We start from the raw sequence: 21,096 nt of genomic DNA, 5'->3' as shown, positions 1-21,096 counted from the left end.
TCGATCGGGAAAGTGCCGTCTCGTCGTTGAGGCGGGCGCTTTTTGTAGATTGTCGAAGCGGATGATGCAGGCGCCGTGCCAACCCTCGGAGGCCTTGTACTTCGCGGTCTTGCGCAATGACTTGTGGGTCGTCTCGCACTTGCCTGGGGCGCATTGCCCCGATCTGGTGCGTCAGCCTTGCAGCAGGGCGATCAGCAGTACGAGGTTGAGCAGCAGGGATGCGAGGGCCAACCCGCGCCAAACCTTCAGCGGCTCGCGCTCCAGCAACGGCCTGGGTTTGGCGGCCAGGGCTCGGCGCTCGCCTTGCTCCAGGGCCAGCAGCCATTCCTCCATCGTTTCGTAGCGTCCGGCGGGGTCGGCGACGATGGCACGAGCCAGACATTCGTCCAGCCAGGTGGGCAGGTCAGGCCGATAGCGGCTGGCCGGAGTGGGCGTGCCAAAGCGCGGATGCTGGAAGGCTTCGACTTCACCATAGGGATAGTGACCGGTTAGCAGGTGATACAGAGTGACTCCCGCGGCGTACAGATCCTGTCGGGGGGACGGCGGTGCTCCGGCGAAGGCTTCCGGGGCGATGTAGCTGGGCGTACCGGGCAGGCTGTGGGCCTGGTCTTGGGACAGTCCGGGGCAATAGGCCAGGCCGAAATCCAGCAGGCGCAGCTCACCGTCATCTCCCCAGAGCAGGTTCTCTGGCTTGATGTCTCTGTGCAGGATGTTGCGCCGGTGCAGCTGTCCCAGGGCCTTGAGCAGGCGCGGGGCAATATCCAGCCATTCCGGCAGCGCCATCGTGCCGCTAAGCCGCTGATGTTCGGCCAGGGTCTGTCCTGCATACTCGCGCTGCACGTAGTACAGGTGCTGGCGCTGGGGTAGGGGATGCGCTTCGGGAAAGTGGCGCCCGGCGACGCGGCGCAGGAACCACTCCTCCAGCATCAGCGCCGGGGCGGCTCCAGGCTCGTCGTGGCGGCAGGTAGGCAGGGTTTTCAGCAACCAGCGCCGTTCCTGGCCGTCGCGCACCCGATAGACCATGGACTGGCGGGATTCGGCGATCAGGCGATCGACCTGCCAGCCCTCGAAGTCCTGCCCATCCAGCAGGCGGGGCGGCAACGGCCAGTGATCCAGCTGCGCCAATGTATCGGCCAGTCCCGCCTGCGGCAGGTTTTCCACGCGAATCAGCAACGCGCTGGCGTTGTCCTGGCCGCCCGCCAGGTGCGCGGCGCTGACCAGCGCCTGGGCGGCAGCGGGGAGGTCCTGCTCATCTTGGAGAATGCGCTGGATACCCTGGTCGCCGAGTACGGCCCAGACGCCATCGCTGACCAGCACGAATCCCTCGCGTTCCGCCAGCTCACCGTCCAGGTAGTCCACCACCAGGTGCTGATCCAGGCCGAGCGCGCGCTTGAGCACGTGCTGCATGCCGGGCTGTTCCCAGACATGGTCCTCGCTGAGGCGAAGCAACTGCTGGCCGTCCCAGCGATAGGCGCGACAGTCCCCCACGTGGGCCAGGGTGAAACGGCGTCCGCGTAACACCATGGCAGTCAGTGTGGTGAGCAATGGCTGGCCGCCGCCGTTGGCCTGGAGCCAGCGGTTATGGGCCACCAGCAACCGGTCCAGGGATTGGGCCACGGCCCAGGTTTCCGGGGTGGAGTAATAGTCCAGCGCCAGGGCCTGCAATGTGGCGCGAGCGGCCAGGCCGCCGTCGGCGCATTGGCTGACCCCATCAGCCAGGGCGAATAGGTAGCCCTTGCTGGCGGCCAGGGCAGGCGCTGGCGTGACTACCCGCAGGGCGTCCTGGTTCTCCGTGCGCGGACCGGTGGCACTGGCCTCACCGAAGCTGAGTTGCAGGGTCATCTGGATGGGCGTCCTGTATGGCGAAAGGAGCGCGAGGCGCTCCTTGTCGGGTCGGGTTCGGCGCCGCTTTTGGCGCCGAAGTGGGCATCAGCTCAGACGCGGGCAGCGGTGACGGCGGCCGAACCCCAGGTGGTGCGCCAGCGCTGCTTGACGCCGTAGAGGCCGAACCACGCCACTACGCCCAGACTGGCAAACAGCCACAGGCCAAGCTGGTAGTCGCCGGTGGTCTGCTTGATGGCACCCAGGCCTGCGGTGAGGCAGAAACCACCAATCCCGCCGGCCATACCGATCAGGCCGGTCATCACGCCGATTTCCTTGTGGAAGCGCTGGGGTACGAGTTGGAATACCGCGCCATTGCCGGCACCGAGGCTGAGCATGGCGACTACGAAGAGGGCGAGTGCGACGGTGGAGCTTGCGATGTGGAAACCCACGGCGGCAATGCATATGGAGGCTACCGTGTAGACCACCAGCAGGGTCCGGATGCCGCCGATGCGGTCGGCGAAGGCGCCGCCCAGCGGGCGCATCAGGCTCCCGGCGAACACGCAGGCGGCGGTGTAGTAGCCGGCGGTCACCGGGGCCAGGCCGTACTGGTCGTGGAAGTAGCCGGGCAGGGTGCTGGCCAGGCCGAGGAAGCCGCCGAAGGTCACGCTGTAGAAGAGCATGAACCACCAACTGTCTCGGTCGCCCAGGGCTTTGAGGTAATCACCAAGCGCCTTGGGAGCCGGACGGTTGGGTGCGTTGCGAGCCGCGAAGGAGAAGATTGCCAGGGTCAGTACCAGAGGGATCAGCGCCAGGCCGAATACGTTGTTCCAGCCGTAGAGGGCGGCCAGGCCCGGTGCGAAAAGAGCGGCCAGCACGGTGCCGGAGTTGCCGGCACCGGCAATACCCATGGCCTTGCCCTGGTGCTGCGGCGGATACCACTGGGAGGCCAGCGGCAGCGCCACGGCGAAGGATGCACCGGCGAATCCAAGGAAGAGGCCGAGGAGCAGCGCCTGCTCATAGGTGCGGACACCCACCTGCCAGGCAACGAACAGCGCGATGATCACCACCACCTGACCGATCAGGCCAGCGGTCTTGGGCGAGGTGCGGTCAGCCAGCATGCCCATCAGGAAACGCAATACCGCGCCAGCCAGGATGGGGGTCGCGACCATCATGGCGCGCTGCTGGGTGGTGAGTTGGAGATCGGTGGCGATCTGCACGCCCAGCGGGCCAAGCACGTACCAGACCATGAAACTCAGGTCGAAGTAGAGAAAGGCGGAGAGCAGGGTGGGCGTGTGGCCGGCTTTCCAGAAACTCGTTGTCATCGAACACCTCATCTGCAGTTAGGGGCCGGGAGGCGCGCCTGTCGTGATCGTGGGCACGGCGGTCGCACCTCCCGGTAAAACGTCGCGCTTGTGGCGCTTCGTCCTGCGGCACAAGCCGCAGCGGGAGTGAGTGAGCTGCAAGCGAACGTCCGGATCGCGGCCCGTCCACCGCCCCATCGCTGGGGCCGGAACGAAAAAGGCGTCGCACCACTGCCCGCATTGCTGCGGAGTGACGCGACGCCTTTGTCGTGTGATGGGCAACCGCCGTTGGCTACCTCTGCCAGATGCAGAGCAAGAGCCGGGCCAATCTTTGGAATACCTATTCCAGAGCGGTTAGCGGGTTTCTGACGGAAACCTGGCCTGATTCAAAAAGGGGCATGGGGAGGAGGGATGCACCGAGTTGAGGCCACTCGGCCTCACTCCAGCCAGTTCACCTTGGGAAAGGTGTTGCGGAAACCGTCAGGCATCGCGACCACGCAAGACGCCCGGTAGTTGAAGAAGACGAAGCCGGACTTGGCCATGGCGACCAGTCGGCCATCGACCGGGCGGGTGATGCGGAAGGTGATGTCGCCACCGTACTTGTTGAAGTCCATGACACCCACCTCGAACAACAACTGATCGCGGGCGTGGGCTTCGGCCCGGTAGGTGGTGGCCAGGTCGGTGACGATAATCCCGGTACCGTCTTCGGCAGTCTCGCTGACGCCGAACTCGAACAGGAATCGCGCGCGGGCTTCCGAGATCATCGAGATCATCGAGTCGTTGCCCAAGTGGTTTGCCCCGTTGATATCGGTGACGCGCACCGTCAGGTGGGTGGAGTAGCAGTACTGGTCTTCCGGGAAGTTCAGGGATAGGCGGGCCATGGGAATCTCGGGCGTAGAAGCGGCAAAGCGCCGATTCTACGCCTGCATGATCGGATAGCCCGGCATTTCGGGGCTGAATGTCAGCGGTGCAGGCCGTTCAACCAGTAGAAGATGACGCGGCCCCCTTCGTTGTCGGCTCCGTAGTTGTCCTGGATATAGGCGCCGGCCTTGAAGTAGAGCTGCTGGGCCCCCCAGTAGCCACTCAGTTTGCGATAGAGGTTGCCATCATCGCCGTTGCTGGTGACGGTGATACCCAGTTTGCCGGTAGGCGTGATGCGCAGGTCGTAGCCAAAGCGCTCGCCCAGGTCGACGTTCTCGGCAAGCAGGATGTTCTCCACCTCCTTGTCGCCCGGGCGCTTGCGAAGCAGCGCCTCGACCCGGCCGTTGCCGCGCAAGTAGTGGTACTGAATCTTGAGTAGGGGGTCGTTCTCGCTGCCGGGTTCGTCCTTGCTGTGGATCTGGCCGATGATGATCTTGTTCTGGCTGGGTACCTGCTCTACCGAGAGCACCGCGCTGAGGTAGTTATCGGCGCTGGCGTGGTACCAGTAACTGAGGGTGCCATCAGCCTGGGTTTCCCGTAGTTCGGTTCGGGGGTATTTGGCATCTTCGGTGCGAGACCCATTCACGGGTACCCAGAAGCTGATACTACCGTCAGCATTTCGCCGAAAGTATTGGCTTTCGTAGCCATTGTTAAGGCGATCGGTGGTGATGAGGGTATTGGAGCTGGTGGCTGGGACCGTGAGGTTCCAGGTGCTTAGGTCGATCACTGGATGTCCTTACTGCTGAATACCTAGGGGGCAGCAGTTCGTACATGCAGAGGGTGAAAAAGTTCCGGGCCAGCTTGAATGAGGGGGGAGTTTGGACTTTGGTGCCTATTCGTGACGAAGAGGCAGGAGAGGGTGTTCGCAGGAGGTGTTGTATCGATTGAAAGTGGGTGATGAAGTTAATGGGCAAACAATTCGATGAGGCCTTGAGCTGAAACTGGGCATCCCTGCCCAGTCATCTCTTACATCGAGGCGAGTGCGGGATTCACTCGAGAAGGAGTGAGATTTTCAGCTCTGTTGCTTGCCCACTTCACCAGCAGCGTCATCGCGACGAAGCCAAGGCAGATGAACAGCGGGTAAGCGAACATGATTTCGCCAAGGGAGTATTTCCAGCTAAGCGGACGAGCGATGCCCAGCATGGCTCCATAGAACCAGGAGACTCCGGAGACGACACCCGCGAACACCGCGAGGGTACGGGCGTTGGTTTCCATCTTGACCAGCGTGCCGGCTTTTTTGATGGCAGGCAGTACAGCGCTGTGAAGCAGGAAACCGTTTACGGTTAACAGTGCCACGACCAGGATTTTCGCCTGGAGTTTGGGGTTGAGGAAATACACCGCGCCTTTGACAGAGTAGTCCAGCAGTACGATACCTATCCCTGTTACCCAGAGTGCCGCAAGTGCAAGCAGTACAGTTTTCTTCAGAGTATCAAGATGGGTTTTGTCGCTATGGATAGCGTCGTCTTTGCCAGTGATCATCTGCTTGATCATGGCATAGTCGCTGGTCAGGACCAGGCCGATTGCCACGCAGCAAGCGATCAAGTGGGCATAAACAACACCCATGCGCATTAGTTCCATGGTTGCTTCCTGTTTGAACAGGGAAGTAATGAGATGGTACAGCTCCATGGTTTACCTCTTGTTTTACAAAGTAAGTTGGTGTGCTGATGCAGTAAGGGCACCGATATATGTTGTTTTCTTACTCTTTGGTCTCTTTGGACTTTGAGTGGTGGTCAGGTTGCTCTACATCTCTATGTATATTTCATGTCTTCATACGCACTCCTCCTTTTTTGAGACACAGAAACCTCGTGCACATGAACTTGTGCATTTGGAATCGCTCCGGACTCAAGGGGAATAAGACATGCGCGCCATCCACCGACCATGGCTCAAAAGTGACGCGATGTACTCAGGCTATCATCAGAGTGGTGAACCCTTGATTTTGTTCAAAAAACGATCTGAAAGCCGACGAGCGGTTGTGCGTGGGAGGGGGCTTCAAGCGCTTGAAAAGGCGAGGAAACCTTGCCGGGCGCAGGTTTCGGGAAAGTTCAGCGGAGAGTGTGTCCCCTGTGACCAGGGGACGTAATCGGGCGTCAGGCCTTGCCGGACTTCCGGGGTTTGGGCGCTGTCGACGGCTCAAGAATTCCGTCGGCACGGAACATGCCCTTGATGCCGCGAACGGCTTGGCGAATTCGGTCCTGGTTCTCGATCAGGGCGAAGCGTACGTGATCGTCACCGTAGTCGCCAAAGCCCAGGCCGGGCGATACGCAGACCTTGGCTTCGGCCAGTAGCTTCTTGGAGAACTCCAGGGAACCCATGGCGGCATAAGGCTCGGGAATCTTGGCCCAGACGTACATCGATGCCTTGGGGTTTTCCACCATCCAGCCTATTTCGTGGAGGCCCTTCACCAGGACGTTACGGCGCTGGCGGTATTGCTCGGCGATATCGCGCACGCACTGCTGGTCGCCTTCCAGAGCGGCAATGGCGGCGACTTGCAGCGGGGTGAAAGTGCCGTAGTCGTGGTAGCTCTTGATTCGTGCCAGGGCGCTGACGAGTTCCTGGTTGCCGACCATGAAGCCGATACGCCAGCCCGCCATGTTGTAGCTCTTGGACAGGGTGAAGAACTCCACCGCGATGTCCTTGGCGCCGGGGACCTGCATGATGGAGGGCGCCTTCCAGCCGTCGTAGACGATGTCGGCGTAGGCCAGGTCGTGCACGACCAGCACGTCGTACTGCTTGGCCAGGGCAACCACGCGCTCGAAGAAGTCCAGTTCCACGCACTGGGCGGTGGGGTTGGAGGGGAAACCGATGATCATCATCTTCGGCTTCGGGATGCTCTCGCGAATCGCCCGTTCCAGTTCGGCGAAGAAGTCCACGCCGGGTACCAGGGGCACCGAGCGCACCTGCGCGCCGGCGATTACCGCGCCATAGATGTGGATCGGATAGCTGGGGTTAGGGACCAGTACCGTGTCGCCATGGTCCAGGGTGGCGAGCATCAGGTGCGCCAGGCCTTCCTTGGAACCGATAGTCACGATGGCTTCGGACTCTGGATCGATCTCCACGTCGTAACGGTCCTTGTACCAGCGCGAGATGGCTCGGCGCAGGCGGGGAATACCGCGGGAAGTGGAGTATCCGTGGGTGTCTTCACGCTGGGCGACCTGCACGAGCTTTTCCACGATATGCGGCGGAGTGGCGCCGTCGGGGTTGCCCATGGAGAGGTCGATGATGTCCTCACCGCGACGGCGTGCTGCCATCTTGAGTTCGGCGGTGATGTTGAAGACGTAGGGGGGGAGACGATCGATGCGCGCAAAACGGCGCGGTGAACGCTGGTCAGCCATGCTTTCCTCGGATACGTAAGCGCCCGGAACCGTCCGAGCGACGTCGGCCACTGTGGTGGCCTGGCGGCGAAGATAAGGGCTTCGCCGTGTCCTTGTCGAGGGCTGTTTCGCCTGCGCCCGCGGATACGCCTGATGGCACCCCGTCGGGCGGGAGGGCTGCGCTTCCCCGAGCGGAGCCCACGCTTGCAAGAAGGACTGGGGCCGGGCTTCAGTTTCCGAGCATGTCGTGCATGGCGATGATCTGTTCGGCGACCTGGATCAGCTTCTGCTGGCGACTCATGGCCTGACGCCGCATCAGGGTATAGGCGTCTTCCTCGTTGCAGTTTTTCATCTTCATGAGCAGCCCTTTGGCCAGTTCGATGCGCTTGCGCTCGGCCAACTGCTGATCGCGCACGGTGAGCTGGGCGCGCAGGGCTTGGTCGCTCTCGAAGCGGGCCATGGCGACGTCGAGGATCGGTTGCAGGCGGTCGGTCTGGATGCCTTCGACAATGTAGGCGCTGACGCCGGCCTGGATGGCCTGGCGCATGACCTTGGGGTCGTGCTCGTCGGTGAACATGACGATGGGGCGGGGCTGGTCACGGGTGACCATCACAACCTGTTCCATCACGTCTCGGCCCGGGGATTCGGTGTCGATCAGGACCACGTCCGGGCGAATGGCTTCGACTCGGGCCGGCAGGTCGATGGTCAGACCGGATTCGTCGATGACCTCGAAGCCGGCTTCCACCAGGGCGGCCTTGAGGCGGCCGACTTTCTTGGCGGTGTCGTTGATCAGCAGGATGCGCAGCATGGCGGCGGTCTTCCCTAACGGCTACAGGGCAATGGCGCGGGCATTGCCGGCCAGGGAGTGGATGGGGAAGCTGCGGGCGTAGCCAGCGGGGTCATTGCCGTCCCAGGTACGACCGTCAATCAGTGTGGCGCTGCGCATCGGGGCGGGAACGGGGATACCGAGGGCTTCGGCGGCTTCGCGGTAGCGATCCAGCCGCTGGACGCGCTGGGCGATGGCGAGATAGTCGGGGTCGTCCCGCAACAGGCCCCAGCGGCGGAACTGGGTCATGAACCAGATACCGTCAGAGAGGTAGGGCATGTTCACCTGGCCGCCCTCGAAGAAGCGCAGCGGGTGATCGTCCTCCCAGGCGTTGCCCAATCCATCCTCGTAGTGGCCAAGGAAGCGCGGCTCAACGGCCGACAACGGGACGTCTACGTAGTCGCTGCCGCTGATCAACTGGGCGGTGCTGCTCCGGTTCTCGAGGCTGGCGTCGATGAAGCGGCTCGCTTCAAGGACGGCCATGGTCAGGGCTCGGGTAGTGTTGGGGTATTGCTCGGCGAACTCGCGGGTGACGCCGAGGACCTTTTCCGGATGGTCCGGCCAGATCATCTGGCTGGTGGCCAAGGTGAACCCCTGGCCCTGGTCCACCGCCAATGCGCCCCAGGGGCCACCAGCGCAGAAGCCGTCGATGCGAGCCGCCTTGAGGTGAGCGACCATCTGCGAGGGCGGTACAACGACCGTATCGACATCCCGCAACGGATGGATGCCCTGGGCGGCCAGCCAATAGTTCAGCCACATGGCGTGGGTGCCGGTAGGGAACGTCTGGGCGAAGGTCAGGCGTGCACCACCATGGAGCACGTGGCGGATCAGTGCCTCGGAACTGGTCACGCCGATGCGCTTGAGTGGTTCGGAGAGGTTGATGGCCTGGCCGTTCTGGCACAGGCCCATGAGGATGGCCATTTCGGCGCAGGGGCCGCCAATGCCCAGCTCTATCCCGTAGATTTGTCCGTAGAGTGCTTGCGCGGCGTCCAGTTCGCCGGAGAGCAGCTTGTCGCGCAGCGTGGCCCAGGACGATTGGCGCTGGAGGTTAAGGGTGAGGCCGTATGGCTGGGCGAAGCCCTGGGTGGCGGCGACTATGAGGGAGGCCGAGTCGGTCAGGGGCATGAAGCCCAGGTTGAGCATGCACTTCTCTGGCGCGTCGCTGCCCGTGACCCAGGCCAGATTGTCTGCGCGCGTGGTGTTCTGCTTGTCCGTCATCTTGGTTGCCACCTATCAGCAAAATGGCGCCGATCCGGAGCAGCCGGGGCCGGCCGGAATCGACGCCATTGTCATCAACCCGCTCCGCCGTTGGAGTGAGTATTGTTGATGCTGAGCAAGCAAGCGATATGCCAGAGGGGGAAGAAACCCTCGCAGGAGCGGGGTAGTGGATCGAACTCGGGGCCGCCTCAGCGTTCGATGATCTGTTTCACCTGCGCTTGCGGGATTTGTTGGCTGCGGCCTTCGTCATCCTCGAATTCGAGCATGCCGGTGTCACTGTCCAGTTCGGGTTTCTCGTGGGTCGTGATGATCTGGCCATCGGTCGTGGCGATGAGGTACTCGCTGGAGCAGCCAACCAAGCCAAGGGCGCAGAAGAGGATCAGGTTCCAGAGTTTCATGACGACGCTCCCCATCGTGGCAACTGATAACTGGAACATAGCTGCTGACGGAGCAGCTGCAAGGCAGAGAGGGCGCCCTTCTGTCGAAAGTGTGTGGCCTGGCGGAGTCGTTCGGTGCGGCTCCGATCGATGTGCGGTCGCCTGACGGCGCAAAGAAAAAGCCCCGCACGGGGCGGGGCTTCTTCGTTACCGGGATACCGATGCAGGCTTAGGCCTGGACCACCGGGATCTTGGCGTTTGCAGCGGCTTCCTTGTACTCGGCGATCTGGTCGAAGGACAGGTAGCGGTAGATATCGGCAGCCATGCTGTCGATATTCTTCGCATATTCCATGTACTCCTCGACGGTCGGCAGTTTGCCCAGGATCGAGGCAACAGCCGCCAGCTCGGCGGAGGCCAGGTAGACGTTGGTGGCGTCGCCCAGGCGGTTCGGGAAGTTACGGGTGGAGGTGGAGACCACGGTGGCACCGGTCTGTACGCGAGCCTGGTTACCCATGCACAGCGAGCAGCCCGGCATTTCCATGCGCGCGCCAGCCTTGCCGTAAATGCCGTAGTAGCCTTCTTCGGTCAGCTGGTGCTGGTCCATCTTGGTCGGCGGGGCCAGCCACAGGCGGGTCGGGATACCGCCCTTGACCTTGTCCAGCAGCTTACCGGCAGCGCGGAAGTGACCGATGTTGGTCATGCAGGAACCGATGAACACTTCGTCGATCTTGTCGCCGGCCACGGTGGACAGCAGGCGGGCATCGTCCGGGTCGTTCGGCGCGCAGAGCACAGGCTCTTTGACGTCGGCCAGGTCGATCTCGATCACGGCAGCGTATTCGGCGTCCTTGTCGGCTTCCAGCAGGTTCGGCTTGGCCAGCCAGGCTTCCATCGCCTGGGCACGACGTTCCAGGGTGCGGGCGTCGCCGTAGCCTTCGCCGATCATCCAGCGCAGCAGGGTGATGTTGGAGCGCAGGTACTCGGCGATGGCCTCTTCCGGCAGTTTGATGGTGCAACCGGCAGCAGAACGCTCGGCGGAGGCGTCGGACAGCTCGAAGGCTTGCTCGACGGTCAGCTCGTTCAGGCCTTCGATCTCGAGGATGCGGCCGGAGAAGATGTTCTTCTTGCCCTTCTTCTCGACAGTCAGCAGACCGGACTGGATGGCGTAGTAGGGGATGGCATGCACCAGGTCACGCAGGGTGATACCGGGCTGCATCTTGCCCTTGAAGCGCACCAGTACCGATTCCGGCATGTCCAGCGGCATTACGCCGGTGGCGGCGGCAAAGGCGACCAGGCCGGAACCGGCCGGGAAGGAGATGCCGATCGGGAAACGGGTGTGGGAGTCGCCACCCGTGCCGACGGTGTCAGGCAGCAGCATGCGGTTCAGCCAGCTGTGGATGATGCCGTCGCCCGGACGCAGGGACACGCCGCCGCGGGTCTTGATGAAGTCCGGCAGGGTGTGATGGGTGTTGACGTCGATGGGTTTCGGATAGGCGGCGGTGTGGCAGAAGGACTGCATTACCAGGTCGGCGGAGAAGCCGAGGCAGGCGAGGTCTTTCAGCTCGTCGCGGGTCATCGGGCCGGTGGTGTCCTGGGAGCCGACGGTGGTCATCTTCGGTTCGCAGTAAGTGCCCGGACGTACGCCCTGGCCTTCTGCCAGACCGCAGGCGCGGCCAACCATCTTCTGCGCCAGGGTGAAGCCTTTGCCGCTGTCAGCCGGGGACTCCGGCTTCTTGAACAGGTCGGAAGCACCCAGGCCGAGTTCGGCACGGGCCTTCTCGGTCAGGCCGCGGCCAATAATCAGCGGGATACGGCCGCCGGCGCGGACTTCGTCCAGCAGGACCGGGGTTTTCAGTTCGAAGGTGGTGACCACTTCGCCGCTGTCGTGGCGAACGACCTTGCCTTCATACGGGTACACGTCGATGACGTCGCCCATGGCCAGGTTGGTGCAGTCGAATTCGATCGGCAGGGCGCCGGCGTCTTCCATGGTGTTGTAGAAGATCGGGGCGATCTTGGTGCCGAAGCAGAAGCCACCAGCGCGCTTGTTCGGAACGTACGGAATGTCGTCGCCGAAGAACCACAGCACCGAGTTGGTGGCGGACTTGCGGGAAGAACCGGTCCCGACCACGTCACCGACGTAGGCAACCGGGAAGCCCTTGGCCTTGACTGCTTCGATCTGATTCAGCGGACCAACGGAACCCGGCTGGATCGGCTCGATGCCCTCGCGGGCCATTTTCAGCATGGCCAGGGCGTGCAGCGGGATGTCGGGGCGGGACCAGGCGTCAGGCGCCGGAGACAGGTCGTCGGTGTTGGTTTCACCAGGGACCTTGAACACGGTCAGGGTGACTTTTTCCGGTACGGCAGGCTTGTTGACGAACCACTCGCCATCGGCCCAGGACTTGAGCACGGCTTGCGCGGAGGCGTTGCCTTTCTTGGCACGCTCGGCGACGTCGTGGAAGGCATCGAACATCAGCAGGGTGTGCTTGAGCTGTTCGGCAGCAGTGGTGGCCAGTTCGGCGCTGTCCAGCAGCTCGACCAGGGTGGCGATGTTGTAGCCGCCCTGCATGGTGCCCAGCAGTTCGGTCGCGCGGGCCTTGCTGATCAGCGGCGAGGTGGCTTCGCCTTTGGCGACAGCGGAGAGGAAACCGGCTTTGACGTAGGCGGCTTCGTCGACGCCCGGCGGAACACGGTTGGTAATCAGGTCGAGGAGGAAGGCCTCTTCGCCGGCCGGCGGGTTCTTCAGCAGTTCGACCAGGCCTGCGGTTTGTTCGGCGTTCAGCGGCTGGGGCACAACGCCCTGGGCGGCACGCTCTTCTACGTGTTTGCGATAGGCTTCAAGCACAGTTTTACCCTCATCAGTGGCCCTGGAATGTCCAGGGCGCTCATCCAGGAATCCGCCGAACGCATGCGCCGCACAGCTTTTTGGGCTGTCTGGCCAAGGTTTCGGCGGCCTCCATCGAGAAGCTGTTTTCAAAGTTTTACGCCGGAAGGAAGACCTGATGAGGGCTGGCGGCGGACATCCCTGGCGGGATGCCCGGCGCCATTATTTCCTGCCGGATGAACTGTGCTCGTGACGCTTTGAAAACAGCTTCCAACGGATATCGGCGCCTTAAATGGCGGGCTGATTCTAAAGGAAAGGCTCGGCAAAGTTAAGACGAAATCCCGAATTCACTGAGGGTGACCCTGATTAGACAAAGGGCTAAGATGGCTGGCCTGTTTCACCTGCCGAATCCTCCTTCACCATGTCCAACCAGCGCATCAAGACGCCTTGCGTCGGCCTCTGTTCCACTGTCTATGGCGACCATGTCTGCCGGGGCTGCAAGCGTTTCCACCATGAAGTGGTGAACTGGAACCTGTACAACGAAGACGAGAAGCGAGCGGTGTGGCGGCGCCTGGAAATTCTTTTGGTGCAGGTGATGGCGGCCAAGCTGGAGGTATTCGATCCAGCGCGACTGCGTCATCAGCTGGAGCAGCACCAGGTGCGATTCGTACCCGAGCAGTCCCATTACTGCTGGGCGTATCAGTTGATCGCGCGGGCTTCACGCATGATCAGTCGCCTGGATGCCTATGGGGTCGCGCTTCTCCCCGAGTTTCGCGACTGGGCCTTGCCGGACGTGCGGGAAGCCATCGATCGGGAATTCTTCCTGCTGTCCGAAGCTCACTACGAGCGTTACATCGCGCCGCGCTTCCTGCGCGAAGGTGTCGAGATTCGCGTCTGACGTCACGAAAGAAGCCGCCATCAGGCGGCTTCTTTCGTTCAGGGGGAGTCAGCGCTGGGCGACCAGCTCTTCCAGGTGGGCGATGATGGCCTCGGGCTTGAGCACCAGCACATCGCTCTCCAGGGCATCCAGCACCACCTCAGCGGTATTGCCAATCAGCGCACCGGAAAGGCCGGAGCGGGCTACGGTGCCGATCACCGTGACCACTGCTTCCAGTTTGTGAGCGACATGGGGGATGAGTACATCTGCCGGACCTTCCTCGATATGCAACCGTTCGTCGCTGACGTCGTACTCGGCCTGGAAAACGCGACATTCGTCGCGATAGCGGGCTTCAATGGTTTCCTTGAGCTGGAACGTTGGGTCCGCTGCGGAGAGCATGGGAGAGGGGTGGGCGCTGATCACGTGCAGGGTGCCGTGGGCGAGTCCGGCGATGTCGTAGCCATGGCTAACGATGGTGGCGTGCAGCGTGCGGTGCTCGCCGTCGCTATTGCCCACGTCGACCGCGGCGAGAATATTGCCGTTGGTCCAGGGTTTGTCAGTCTTTACCATCAGCACGGGGCCTGGGCAGTAGCGCAGGAGCTTCCAGTCATCCGGAGTGAGCAGGGCCTTCTTCAGCGGATTGTCCGGCACATGCTGTTTGATCACCAGGCCACAGCCCTCGGCCTGCTGGGACGCGATGATGGTCTGGTGCTGACTATCAAGCCAGCTCTGCTGGGTGCTGACGCTATAGCCCTCGGCCTTGAGCGAATCGGCCAGATCGCTGAGGTAGTCGGTATGGTCGCCCTTGCGGTCGCAGATCAAGAGGTGCAGGTGAGATTGAGTCACCCCCGCGATCAGTTTTGCCCTTTTCAGGGCAAGGCCCTCCGGCCGGTCCGGTTCCAATACCACCAGAATGCTGCGAATGGCTTGCATGGTCCTCATCTCCCTGTCGATGGCTTATAGCCAAATCAAATGTAGTCCGGATTCGGCTTTTGCGTTCTTGACATATATCAAGTGTGTCGGGCTGGTCGTCGCGTCCTGCATTCGTATAATGCTCCGCCTTCGGGAGCCCGGCCAGCGTGGCGCCCAGCATGATGAGAGCTACCTGTGAACTTGCCTGAGATCCATGAATTTCTTGGCTGCCCTACCCCTGCTGCCTGGGTAACGGCTGCACTGGCCGATCAGGAAACCCTGCTGATCGACCACAAGAACAACGAGTTCAAGGCGGCGTCCACTGCCATGGCGCTGATGGCCAAGTACTCCACTCATCTGGATCTGATCAACTTCATGTCGCGACTGGCTCGCGAGGAACTGGTACACCACGAGCAGGTGCTGCGCATTATGAAACGGCGCAGGATCGACCTCATACCCGTGTCTGCGTCGCGCTACGCCTCTGGACTACGCAAGCTGGTGCGCAGTCATGAGCCTCAGAAGCTGGCGGATACGTTGGTGGTGGGCGCTTTCATTGAGGCTCGGTCCTGCGAGCGTTTCGAAGCCTTGGTGCCGCATCTGGATGAGGAGCTGGGCAAGTTCTATGGTGGCTTGCTGAAGAGCGAATCCCGTCACTACCAAGGCTATCTGAAGCTGGCCTACCAGTACGGCGAGACTCAGGACGTTGATCGCACCATCCAGAAAGTGAGGGCGGCGGAGCGGGAGCTGATCGAGTCGACGGACGTGGAGTTCCGCTTCCACAGCGGCGTGCCGGCCTGACCGACCTACAAAAAAGCGCCCTGGTGGGCGCTTTCGTTCGGTTGGGTTCTAATCCTTGACCTTCATGTCCAGGGCGAGGTCTCGGGCGGCTTTGGTGGCGAGCACGCCCATCAGTTGGCCGATCTCGTCCTGTCGGCTGCTGGCGGAGGCCTGGCCGCCGGCCATCATGACGCTGGGAACCGGCGCCTGGGCGGCGGCTTCGGCCCAGACCTTGTTGATCGCAATCAGTGCATCCAGCTTGGGTTGCAGTGCACCGTCCGCCTTGATGACGGCTTCGCGGGCATAGGCTTCAGCGTCGGCGGTGATCTTGGTGGCGTCGGCGGTGATGGAGGCCTTGTCGCGCAGTAGTTCGGCAGTCTGCTTCTCGATTTCGGCGCGGCCTTTTTCCCTTTCGGCGTTGATGATCGCGAGTTGCTTCTCGGTTTCCGCCTGGGTGGTGCGCTCGATCTGGTCGCGCAGGGTTTCCTGGCGGCGGGCTTCGACTTCCTTCTCGCCGCGCGCGGTAACCAGCAGTTTCTCTTCCTCTTCCTTCAGGCGGTTCTGCCGGGCCACGGCGAGTTCGGCGAGGGCCTGCTGCACCTTGACCATGCGTTGCTTGTACTGCGGGTTGGGGTCGACGTTGGTGATACGTGCTTCCACCACTTCAACGCCGTACTTGCGGAACTGCTGTTGCTTGCGGACGGGAATGCCTTTGGTATCAGTAACCTTCTCGGTGACGAACTGGCTGGCGCTGTTGTCGCCGAAGGCACCTTGCTCGGTGCCAGCCTGAAGGATGGCCGTCTGGTGAGGCATGGCGCCACGTGGGGCGCGGACTTCCTTGCGTTTGATCAGGTAGAGGCCGTCGTTGAGCTGGTTTTCGAACTCGGCGGCGAACTCGCTGCGCGCACCCGCGTAAAAGTCGTCGGCACTCATCAAGGACGCCGTGGCTTGCAGGGTTTCCTTGATGGCTGGTACCAGTGCGGTGCCGATGAAATTCTCGGGATTGCGGTATTCCTGGGCAATTCTCAGGAACTGGTCGCCGCCGGGAAGGCGGAAGCGCGCGGAGGACTCTACCTTGGCGTCGACGTTGCCGAGGAAGACGATCGGGAAGGCTTCGATGGTGGCGCCGAGGGAATCGTTATCGCTGTCGTCATTGCGGCTTTTCTGGAGTGCCTCGGTCAACACCGACTGCACGCTCAGTGCTTTCTTCCATGCCGTCGCGCGGCCGAACCACTTGGTGGCGTAGCCGACGTCATCGACTACCTTTTCCTCGCCGAAGATGGTTCGCACGTGAGTGGAGAAGCCGGCCTCGTTATAAAAGAAGATGCCGTTGAAGAGGGCGAAGGCGAGGGTGGCGAGGACGACGGGGCCGCCCGCGTATTTGATGAGTTGTGCCTTGGTAAGAGGCATGGTCGCTCCTTGACGTTGAATCGGAGCGGCGATGCTGCTGGCCGATAGCCACCTCGTCAAGAGGCGGCGAGTCGGCCTGCGAGGAACATCTCGCAGGAAATGTCAGACGAGGTTGAATGGGGTTTGCAGGAATCCCTGCTCGTCTACCTGCAGCGCCCAGCCTTGTCGGTCCCAGTCCCCCAGGACGATGCGTCGGGCGGATTGACCGTCAAGGTCCAGTTCGTGGATACCCGGGCGGTGAGTGTGGCCGTGGATCAGAGTCCTGACGCCGTACTGGCGAAGAATGCGCGGGATTTCTCCAGGGGTGACGTCGGTGATTTCCGCAGCTTTCTGGCGGGTTTGCATCCGACTTTCCTTGCGCAGCTTGCGTGCGAGCTTGTGGCGGGTGGCCAGCGGCAGGTGGCGCAGGATGAACAGGGTCGCGGGGTTGCGCAGCCACCGGCGCAAGCGCATGTAGGCTTCGTCCTGGGTGCACAGGCTGTCGCCATGCATCAGCAGCACCGGCTCGCCGTTCATCTGCACCAGGCTCGGGTCTGGCAGCAAGGTGCATCCTGCTTCGCGACAGAAGCCGTTGCCGATCATGAAGTCGCGATTGCCATGCATCAGGAAGATGCGCGTGCCACCATCGGCCAGCGTGCGTAGTGCCTGGGCGATGGAGTGCTGGAACGGAGTCATGGCGTCGTCCCCGATCCAGGCTTCGAAGAAGTCGCCGAGTATGTATAGGGCTTCAGCGCGCGGGGCGCGGGTCTGCAGGAAAGAAAGAAACGCCCGGGTGATGTCCGGGCGTTCCTCTTCAAGATGCAGATCGGAGATCAGCAATATCACTCGACGATCTCGGCCTTCTCGATGATCACGTCATCAACCGGAACGTCCTGGTGGCCGGACTTCATGGTGGTGGCCACGGCTTTGATCTTGTTCACCACGTCCATGCCTTCGGCTACTTCGCCGAACACGGCATATCCCCAACCCTGAACGGTCGGCGCGCTGTGGTTCAGGAAGGTGTTGTCGGCGACGTTGATGAAGAACTGCGCGGAGGCCGAGTGCGGCTCCATGGTGCGGGCCATGGCGACGGTGCCGACCTTGTTGGACAGGCCGTTGTTGGCCTCGTTCTTGATCGGGGCACGGGTGGACTTCTGCTTCATGCCCGGCTCGAAGCCACCGCCCTGGATCATGAAGTTGCCGATCACGCGGTGGAAGATGGTGCCGTCGTAATGGCCGGCCTTCACGTACTCCTTGAAGTTGGCCACGGTATCCGGGGCTTTGTCTTCAAAGAGTTGCAGGGTGATGACGCCGTGGTTGGTATGCAGCTTGATCATTTGGCTATTCGCTCTATCGAGAAATCCAAGGCCTGTCAGGGGATTGACAGCTTCGGCTATGATAAGCGCTTTGATTTGGCCGGCCTACCCTGAGCCGCGCACCAGCTAGATGTAAGGACCCCATGAGCAAGCCAGAGACTCCCGCCGCTTCCAACTTCCTGCGCCAGATCGTCCAGGCGGATCTGGACGCCGGCAAGCACACCAGGATCGTCACCCGCTTTCCGCCGGAGCCCAACGGCTACCTGCATATCGGTCATGCCAAGTCGATCTGTCTGAACTTCGGCCTGGCCAAGGAGTTCGGCGGTGATTGCCATCTGCGCTTCGACGACACCAACCCGGCCAAGGAAGACCAGGAGTACATCGACGCCATCGAAAGCGATGTGAAGTGGCTGGGCTTCGATTGGGCCGGCGAGGTGCGTTACGCCTCCAATTATTTCGACCAGTTGCACGATTGGGCCGTCGAGTTGATCAAGGCCGGCAAGGCGTTCGTTTGCGACCTGTCGCCGGAAGAGGCGCGCGAGTTCCGCGGCAGCCTGACCGAACCGGGCAGGAACAGCCCCTTCCGTGATCGTTCGGTTGAGGAGAACCTGGACCTGTTCGCCCGTATGAAGGCCGGTGAGTTCCCGGATGGCACCCGTTCCCTGCGCGCGAAGATCGACATGGCTTCGCCGAACATGAACCTGCGCGATCCGATCCTCTATCGTATCCGCCATGCCCACCATCACCAGACTGGCGACAAGTGGTGCATCTACCCGAGCTATGACTTCACTCACGGTCAGTCGGACGCCATCGAGGGCATCACCCATTCCATCTGCACCCTGGAATTCGAGGATCACCGCCCGCTCTATGAATGGTTCCTGGAGCATCTCCCGGTCCCGGCCCAGCCTCGCCAGTACGAGTTTTCGCGCCTCAACCTGAACTACACCATCACCAGCAAGCGCAAGCTCAAGCAACTGGTTGATGAAGGTCACGTCAGCGCCTGGGATGACCCGCGCATGTCGACCCTGTCCGGCTACCGTCGCCGTGGCTACACCCCGGAGTCCATCCGCAACTTCTGCGAGATGATCGGCGTGAATCGTGCCAGTGGCGTAGTGGATATTGGCATGCTGGAGTTCAGCATCCGCGATCACCTCGATGCCACCGCACCGCGTGCGATGTGCGTGCTGAAGCCCCTGAAAGTGGTCATCACCAACTACCCGGAAGGCCGGGTCGAGAACCTTGAGTTGCCGCGCCATCCGAAGGAAGACATGGGCGTGCGCGTCCTGCCGTTCTCCCGCGAGCTGTACATCGATGCCGGTGACTTCGAGGAAGTCCCGCCGGCCGGTTATAAGCGCTTGATCCCTGGCGGCGAAGTACGCCTGCGTGGCAGCTACGTGATCCGCGCTGACGAGGCCATCAAGGATGCTGACGGTAATATCGTTGAGTTGCGCTGCTCCTATGACCCGGACACCCTTGGGAAGAACCCCGAAGGTCGCAAGGTCAAGGGTGTGATCCATTGGGTTCCGGCTGAAGGCAGCGTGGAGTGCGAAGTACGTCTGTACGATCGCCTGTTCCGTTCGTCGAACCCGGAGAAGTCGGAAGAGGGGGGTAGCTTCCTCGACAATATCAACCCGGATTCCCTGCAGGTGTTGACCGGCTGCCGTGCTGAGCCGTCCCTGGCCCAGGCAATGCCTGAGGATCGCTTCCAGTTCGAGCGTGAAGGCTATTTCTGCGCCGACCTTAAGGACTCCCGTCCCGGCAAGCCTGTTTTCAACCGTACCGTGACCCTGCGTGATTCCTGGGGCCAATGATGACGCTGTCGATCTACAACACTCTGAGCAAGATCAAGGAACCGTTGAAGCCGCTGGTCGGCAATCAGGTTCGCATGTATGTCTGCGGCATGACGGTCTATGACTTCTGCCATATCGGCCACGCTCGCGTGATGGTGGCTTTCGACGTGGTGGCGCGCTGGCTGCGTCATCGCGGTTACGACCTTACCTACGTGCGCAACATCACCGACATCGACGACAAGATCATTCGTCGCGCCAATGAGAATGGCGAGCCATTCGAGGCGCTGGTGGAGCGAATGATCGCCGCGATGCATGAGGATGAGGCGCGTCTGTCGGTGCTGCGTCCGGACATGGAGCCGCGAGCCACCGGCCATATCGCCGGCATGCACGAGATGATCCGGGCGCTGATCGACAAGGGCTTCGCCTATGCCCCGGGCAATGGTGATGTCTACTACCGAGTCGGTAAGTTCGTCGGTTACGGAAAACTTTCGCGCAAGAAGATTGAAGATCTGCGCATTGGTGCCCGTATCGAAGTGGGTGAAGCCAAGGAAGACCCGCTGGACTTCGTGCTCTGGAAAGGCGCCAAGCCCGGTGAGCCAAGTTGGGAATCCCCATGGGGCCCAGGTCGCCCGGGTTGGCATATTGAGTGCTCGGTTATGTCCACCTGCTGCCTGGGCGAAACTTTTGACATCCACGGCGGTGGTCCGGACCTGGTGTTCCCGCACCACGAGAACGAGATTGCCCAGAGTGAGGCGGCCACCGGCAAGCTCTATGCTAATGCCTGGATGCATGCGGGGGCTGTGCGGGTAGATGGCGAGAAGATGTCCAAGTCCCTGGGCAATTTCTTCACCATTCGCGAGGTGCTGGAAAAGTACCATCCCGAGGTGGTGCGCTACCTGTTGGTGTCCAGCCACTACCGTAGCCCGATCAACTACTCCGAAGAGAGCCTCAAGGAAGCCAAGGGCGCCCTTGAGCGTTTCTACCATGCGCTACGTGGTCTGCCCGATGCGGCGCCGGCAGGTGGCGAGGCTTTCGTCGAGCGATTTGCTGCGGCCATGGACGATGACTTCAACAGTCCTGAGGCCTGTGCAGTGCTCTTCGAGATGGTGCGTGAGGTGAATCGTCTGCGTGACGGCGATCTGCCGGCTGCTGCTGCCCTGGCGGCGCAGCTCAAGACGCTGGGCGGATTGCTCGGTGTTCTGCAGCTGGAACCGGATGACTTCCTGCGCGCCGGTGCCGAAGGCAAGGTGGACGCTGCTGAGGTCGAGAGGCTGATTCAGGCGCGCCTGCAGGCGCGCGCAGAGAAGAACTGGGCCGAATCCGACCGTATCCGCGACCTGCTGAGCGCCATGGGCGTAGTGCTGGAAGATGGGAAGGGTGGTACCACTTGGCGTCTCGCTGACTGAGTCGACTTAATCGGATTCGCCCAATGGAAAAGG

At 61.8% G+C, this 21,096-nt stretch carries 18 protein-coding genes; 4 read left to right on the top strand and 14 right to left on the bottom strand.

Going from position 1 to position 21,096, the window contains the following annotated elements; genetic code table 11:
* Positions 1 to 171: 171 nt before the first annotated feature.
* From G559_RS0108330 to acnB, 10 genes are all read right to left on the bottom strand, one after another.
* Positions 172 to 1,842 (bottom strand): bifunctional protein-serine/threonine kinase/phosphatase, encoded by a 1,671-nt coding sequence (locus G559_RS0108330; protein ID WP_028627785.1) that lies wholly within the window; start codon positions 1,840 to 1,842, stop codon positions 172 to 174.
* A 92-nt stretch (positions 1,843 to 1,934) separates the two neighbouring features.
* A complete protein-coding gene (locus tag G559_RS0108325; RefSeq protein ID WP_028627784.1) occupies positions 1,935 to 3,146 on the bottom strand; it encodes an MFS transporter in 1,212 nt (403 codons plus the stop codon).
* 416 nt (positions 3,147 to 3,562) lie between these two features.
* Positions 3,563 to 4,006 (bottom strand): thioesterase family protein, encoded by a 444-nt coding sequence (locus G559_RS0108320; RefSeq protein WP_028627783.1) that lies wholly within the window; start codon positions 4,004 to 4,006, stop codon positions 3,563 to 3,565.
* Between the two features lie 80 nt (positions 4,007 to 4,086).
* On the bottom strand, positions 4,087 to 4,773 hold the full coding sequence (locus G559_RS0108315; protein ID WP_028627782.1) for a polysaccharide lyase family 7 protein: 687 nt from the start codon (positions 4,771 to 4,773) through the stop codon (positions 4,087 to 4,089).
* A gap of 239 nt (positions 4,774 to 5,012) precedes the next feature.
* Entirely contained in the window at positions 5,013 to 5,672 is a 660-nt protein-coding gene (locus G559_RS0108310) for a hypothetical protein (RefSeq protein WP_028627781.1), read from the bottom strand.
* A 461-nt stretch (positions 5,673 to 6,133) separates the two neighbouring features.
* Entirely contained in the window at positions 6,134 to 7,378 is a 1,245-nt protein-coding gene (gene alaC, locus G559_RS0108305) for an alanine transaminase (protein ID WP_028627780.1), read from the bottom strand.
* Between the two features lie 208 nt (positions 7,379 to 7,586).
* Entirely contained in the window at positions 7,587 to 8,165 is a 579-nt protein-coding gene (locus G559_RS0108300) for an ANTAR domain-containing response regulator (RefSeq protein WP_028627779.1), read from the bottom strand.
* A 21-nt stretch (positions 8,166 to 8,186) separates the two neighbouring features.
* Positions 8,187 to 9,401 (bottom strand): CmpA/NrtA family ABC transporter substrate-binding protein, encoded by a 1,215-nt coding sequence (locus G559_RS0108295; protein ID WP_028627778.1) that lies wholly within the window; start codon positions 9,399 to 9,401, stop codon positions 8,187 to 8,189.
* 188 nt (positions 9,402 to 9,589) lie between these two features.
* On the bottom strand, positions 9,590 to 9,799 hold the full coding sequence (locus tag G559_RS0108290) for a YgdI/YgdR family lipoprotein (RefSeq protein ID WP_028627777.1): 210 nt from the start codon (positions 9,797 to 9,799) through the stop codon (positions 9,590 to 9,592).
* A 208-nt stretch (positions 9,800 to 10,007) separates the two neighbouring features.
* Positions 10,008 to 12,617, bottom strand: coding sequence for a bifunctional aconitate hydratase 2/2-methylisocitrate dehydratase (gene acnB, locus G559_RS0108285; RefSeq protein WP_028627776.1), 2,610 nt, complete (start codon positions 12,615 to 12,617; stop codon positions 10,008 to 10,010).
* 400 nt (positions 12,618 to 13,017) lie between these two features.
* Here acnB and G559_RS0108280 point away from each other — a divergent pair, with 400 nt between their 5' ends.
* Positions 13,018 to 13,494 (top strand): DUF1289 domain-containing protein, encoded by a 477-nt coding sequence (locus G559_RS0108280; protein ID WP_028627775.1) that lies wholly within the window; start codon positions 13,018 to 13,020, stop codon positions 13,492 to 13,494.
* 48 nt (positions 13,495 to 13,542) lie between these two features.
* Here G559_RS0108280 and G559_RS0108275 read toward each other — a convergent pair whose 3' ends face one another.
* A complete protein-coding gene (locus G559_RS0108275) occupies positions 13,543 to 14,406 on the bottom strand; it encodes a universal stress protein (RefSeq protein WP_028627774.1) in 864 nt (287 codons plus the stop codon).
* A gap of 174 nt (positions 14,407 to 14,580) precedes the next feature.
* Here G559_RS0108275 and miaE point away from each other — a divergent pair, with 174 nt between their 5' ends.
* On the top strand, positions 14,581 to 15,183 hold the full coding sequence (gene miaE / locus G559_RS0108265) for a tRNA-(ms[2]io[6]A)-hydroxylase (RefSeq protein ID WP_028627772.1): 603 nt from the start codon (positions 14,581 to 14,583) through the stop codon (positions 15,181 to 15,183).
* Between the two features lie 48 nt (positions 15,184 to 15,231).
* Here the strand turns inward: miaE and G559_RS0108260 are convergent, their stop codons facing one another.
* The 3 genes from G559_RS0108260 to G559_RS0108250 all read right to left on the bottom strand — a co-directional run bounded on the left by G559_RS0108260 (position 15,232) and on the right by G559_RS0108250 (position 17,888).
* Complete coding sequence (locus tag G559_RS0108260; RefSeq protein WP_028627771.1) at positions 15,232 to 16,572, bottom strand: SPFH domain-containing protein; 1,341 nt, start codon at positions 16,570 to 16,572, stop codon at positions 15,232 to 15,234.
* A gap of 102 nt (positions 16,573 to 16,674) precedes the next feature.
* The gene (gene lpxH, locus G559_RS0108255) at positions 16,675 to 17,397 is read right to left on the bottom strand and encodes a UDP-2,3-diacylglucosamine diphosphatase (protein WP_028627770.1); all 723 of its coding nucleotides are present in this window, start codon (positions 17,395 to 17,397) and stop codon (positions 16,675 to 16,677) included.
* Positions 17,394 to 17,888: a peptidylprolyl isomerase gene (locus G559_RS0108250; RefSeq protein WP_028627769.1), complete on the bottom strand. Its 495-nt coding sequence runs from the start codon at positions 17,886 to 17,888 to the stop codon at positions 17,394 to 17,396. The genes lpxH and G559_RS0108250 overlap by 4 nt, the downstream gene beginning before the upstream one ends.
* A gap of 122 nt (positions 17,889 to 18,010) precedes the next feature.
* Here G559_RS0108250 and G559_RS0108245 point away from each other — a divergent pair, with 122 nt between their 5' ends.
* The gene (locus G559_RS0108245; protein WP_028627768.1) at positions 18,011 to 19,678 is read left to right on the top strand and encodes a glutamine--tRNA ligase/YqeY domain fusion protein; all 1,668 of its coding nucleotides are present in this window, start codon (positions 18,011 to 18,013) and stop codon (positions 19,676 to 19,678) included.
* Positions 19,678 to 21,063, top strand: a complete 1,386-nt coding sequence (gene cysS / locus G559_RS0108240) for a cysteine--tRNA ligase (protein WP_028627767.1) — start codon at positions 19,678 to 19,680, stop codon at positions 21,061 to 21,063. The genes G559_RS0108245 and cysS overlap by 1 nt, the downstream gene beginning before the upstream one ends.
* The last annotated feature ends 33 nt before the right edge of the window (positions 21,064 to 21,096 follow it).

It is taken from the genome of Metapseudomonas resinovorans DSM 21078 (assembly GCF_000423545.1).
In the GTDB taxonomy this organism is placed as follows: Bacteria; Pseudomonadota; Gammaproteobacteria; order Pseudomonadales; family Pseudomonadaceae; genus Metapseudomonas; species Metapseudomonas resinovorans.
The sequence above is the reverse complement of the archived record's forward strand: the minus strand, read 5'-3'. Positions and strand labels throughout refer to the sequence as shown.

Excerpts from the sequence above, each read along its gene's own strand:
- G559_RS0108320 (WP_028627783.1), bottom strand. The coding sequence starts at position 4,006 with ATGGCCCGCCTATCCCTGAACTTCCCGGAAGACCAGTACTGCTACTCC.
- G559_RS0108325 (WP_028627784.1), bottom strand. The coding sequence starts at position 3,146 with ATGACAACGAGTTTCTGGAAAGCCGGCCACACGCCCACCCTGCTCTCC.
- G559_RS0108280 (WP_028627775.1), top strand. The coding sequence starts at position 13,018 with ATGTCCAACCAGCGCATCAAGACGCCTTGCGTCGGCCTCTGTTCCACT.
- G559_RS0108275 (WP_028627774.1), bottom strand. The coding sequence starts at position 14,406 with ATGCAAGCCATTCGCAGCATTCTGGTGGTATTGGAACCGGACCGGCCG.
- cysS (WP_028627767.1), top strand. The coding sequence starts at position 19,678 with ATGACGCTGTCGATCTACAACACTCTGAGCAAGATCAAGGAACCGTTG.
- G559_RS0108310 (WP_028627781.1), bottom strand. The coding sequence starts at position 5,672 with ATGGAGCTGTACCATCTCATTACTTCCCTGTTCAAACAGGAAGCAACC.
- G559_RS0108295 (WP_028627778.1), bottom strand. The coding sequence starts at position 9,401 with ATGACGGACAAGCAGAACACCACGCGCGCAGACAATCTGGCCTGGGTC.
- G559_RS0108290 (WP_028627777.1), bottom strand. The coding sequence starts at position 9,799 with ATGAAACTCTGGAACCTGATCCTCTTCTGCGCCCTTGGCTTGGTTGGC.
- G559_RS0108260 (WP_028627771.1), bottom strand. The coding sequence starts at position 16,572 with ATGCCTCTTACCAAGGCACAACTCATCAAATACGCGGGCGGCCCCGTC.
- G559_RS0108330 (WP_028627785.1), bottom strand. The coding sequence starts at position 1,842 with ATGACCCTGCAACTCAGCTTCGGTGAGGCCAGTGCCACCGGTCCGCGC.
- alaC (WP_028627780.1), bottom strand. The coding sequence starts at position 7,378 with ATGGCTGACCAGCGTTCACCGCGCCGTTTTGCGCGCATCGATCGTCTC.
- G559_RS0108300 (WP_028627779.1), bottom strand. The coding sequence starts at position 8,165 with ATGCTGCGCATCCTGCTGATCAACGACACCGCCAAGAAAGTCGGCCGC.
- G559_RS0108245 (WP_028627768.1), top strand. The coding sequence starts at position 18,011 with ATGAGCAAGCCAGAGACTCCCGCCGCTTCCAACTTCCTGCGCCAGATC.
- G559_RS0108250 (WP_028627769.1), bottom strand. The coding sequence starts at position 17,888 with ATGATCAAGCTGCATACCAACCACGGCGTCATCACCCTGCAACTCTTT.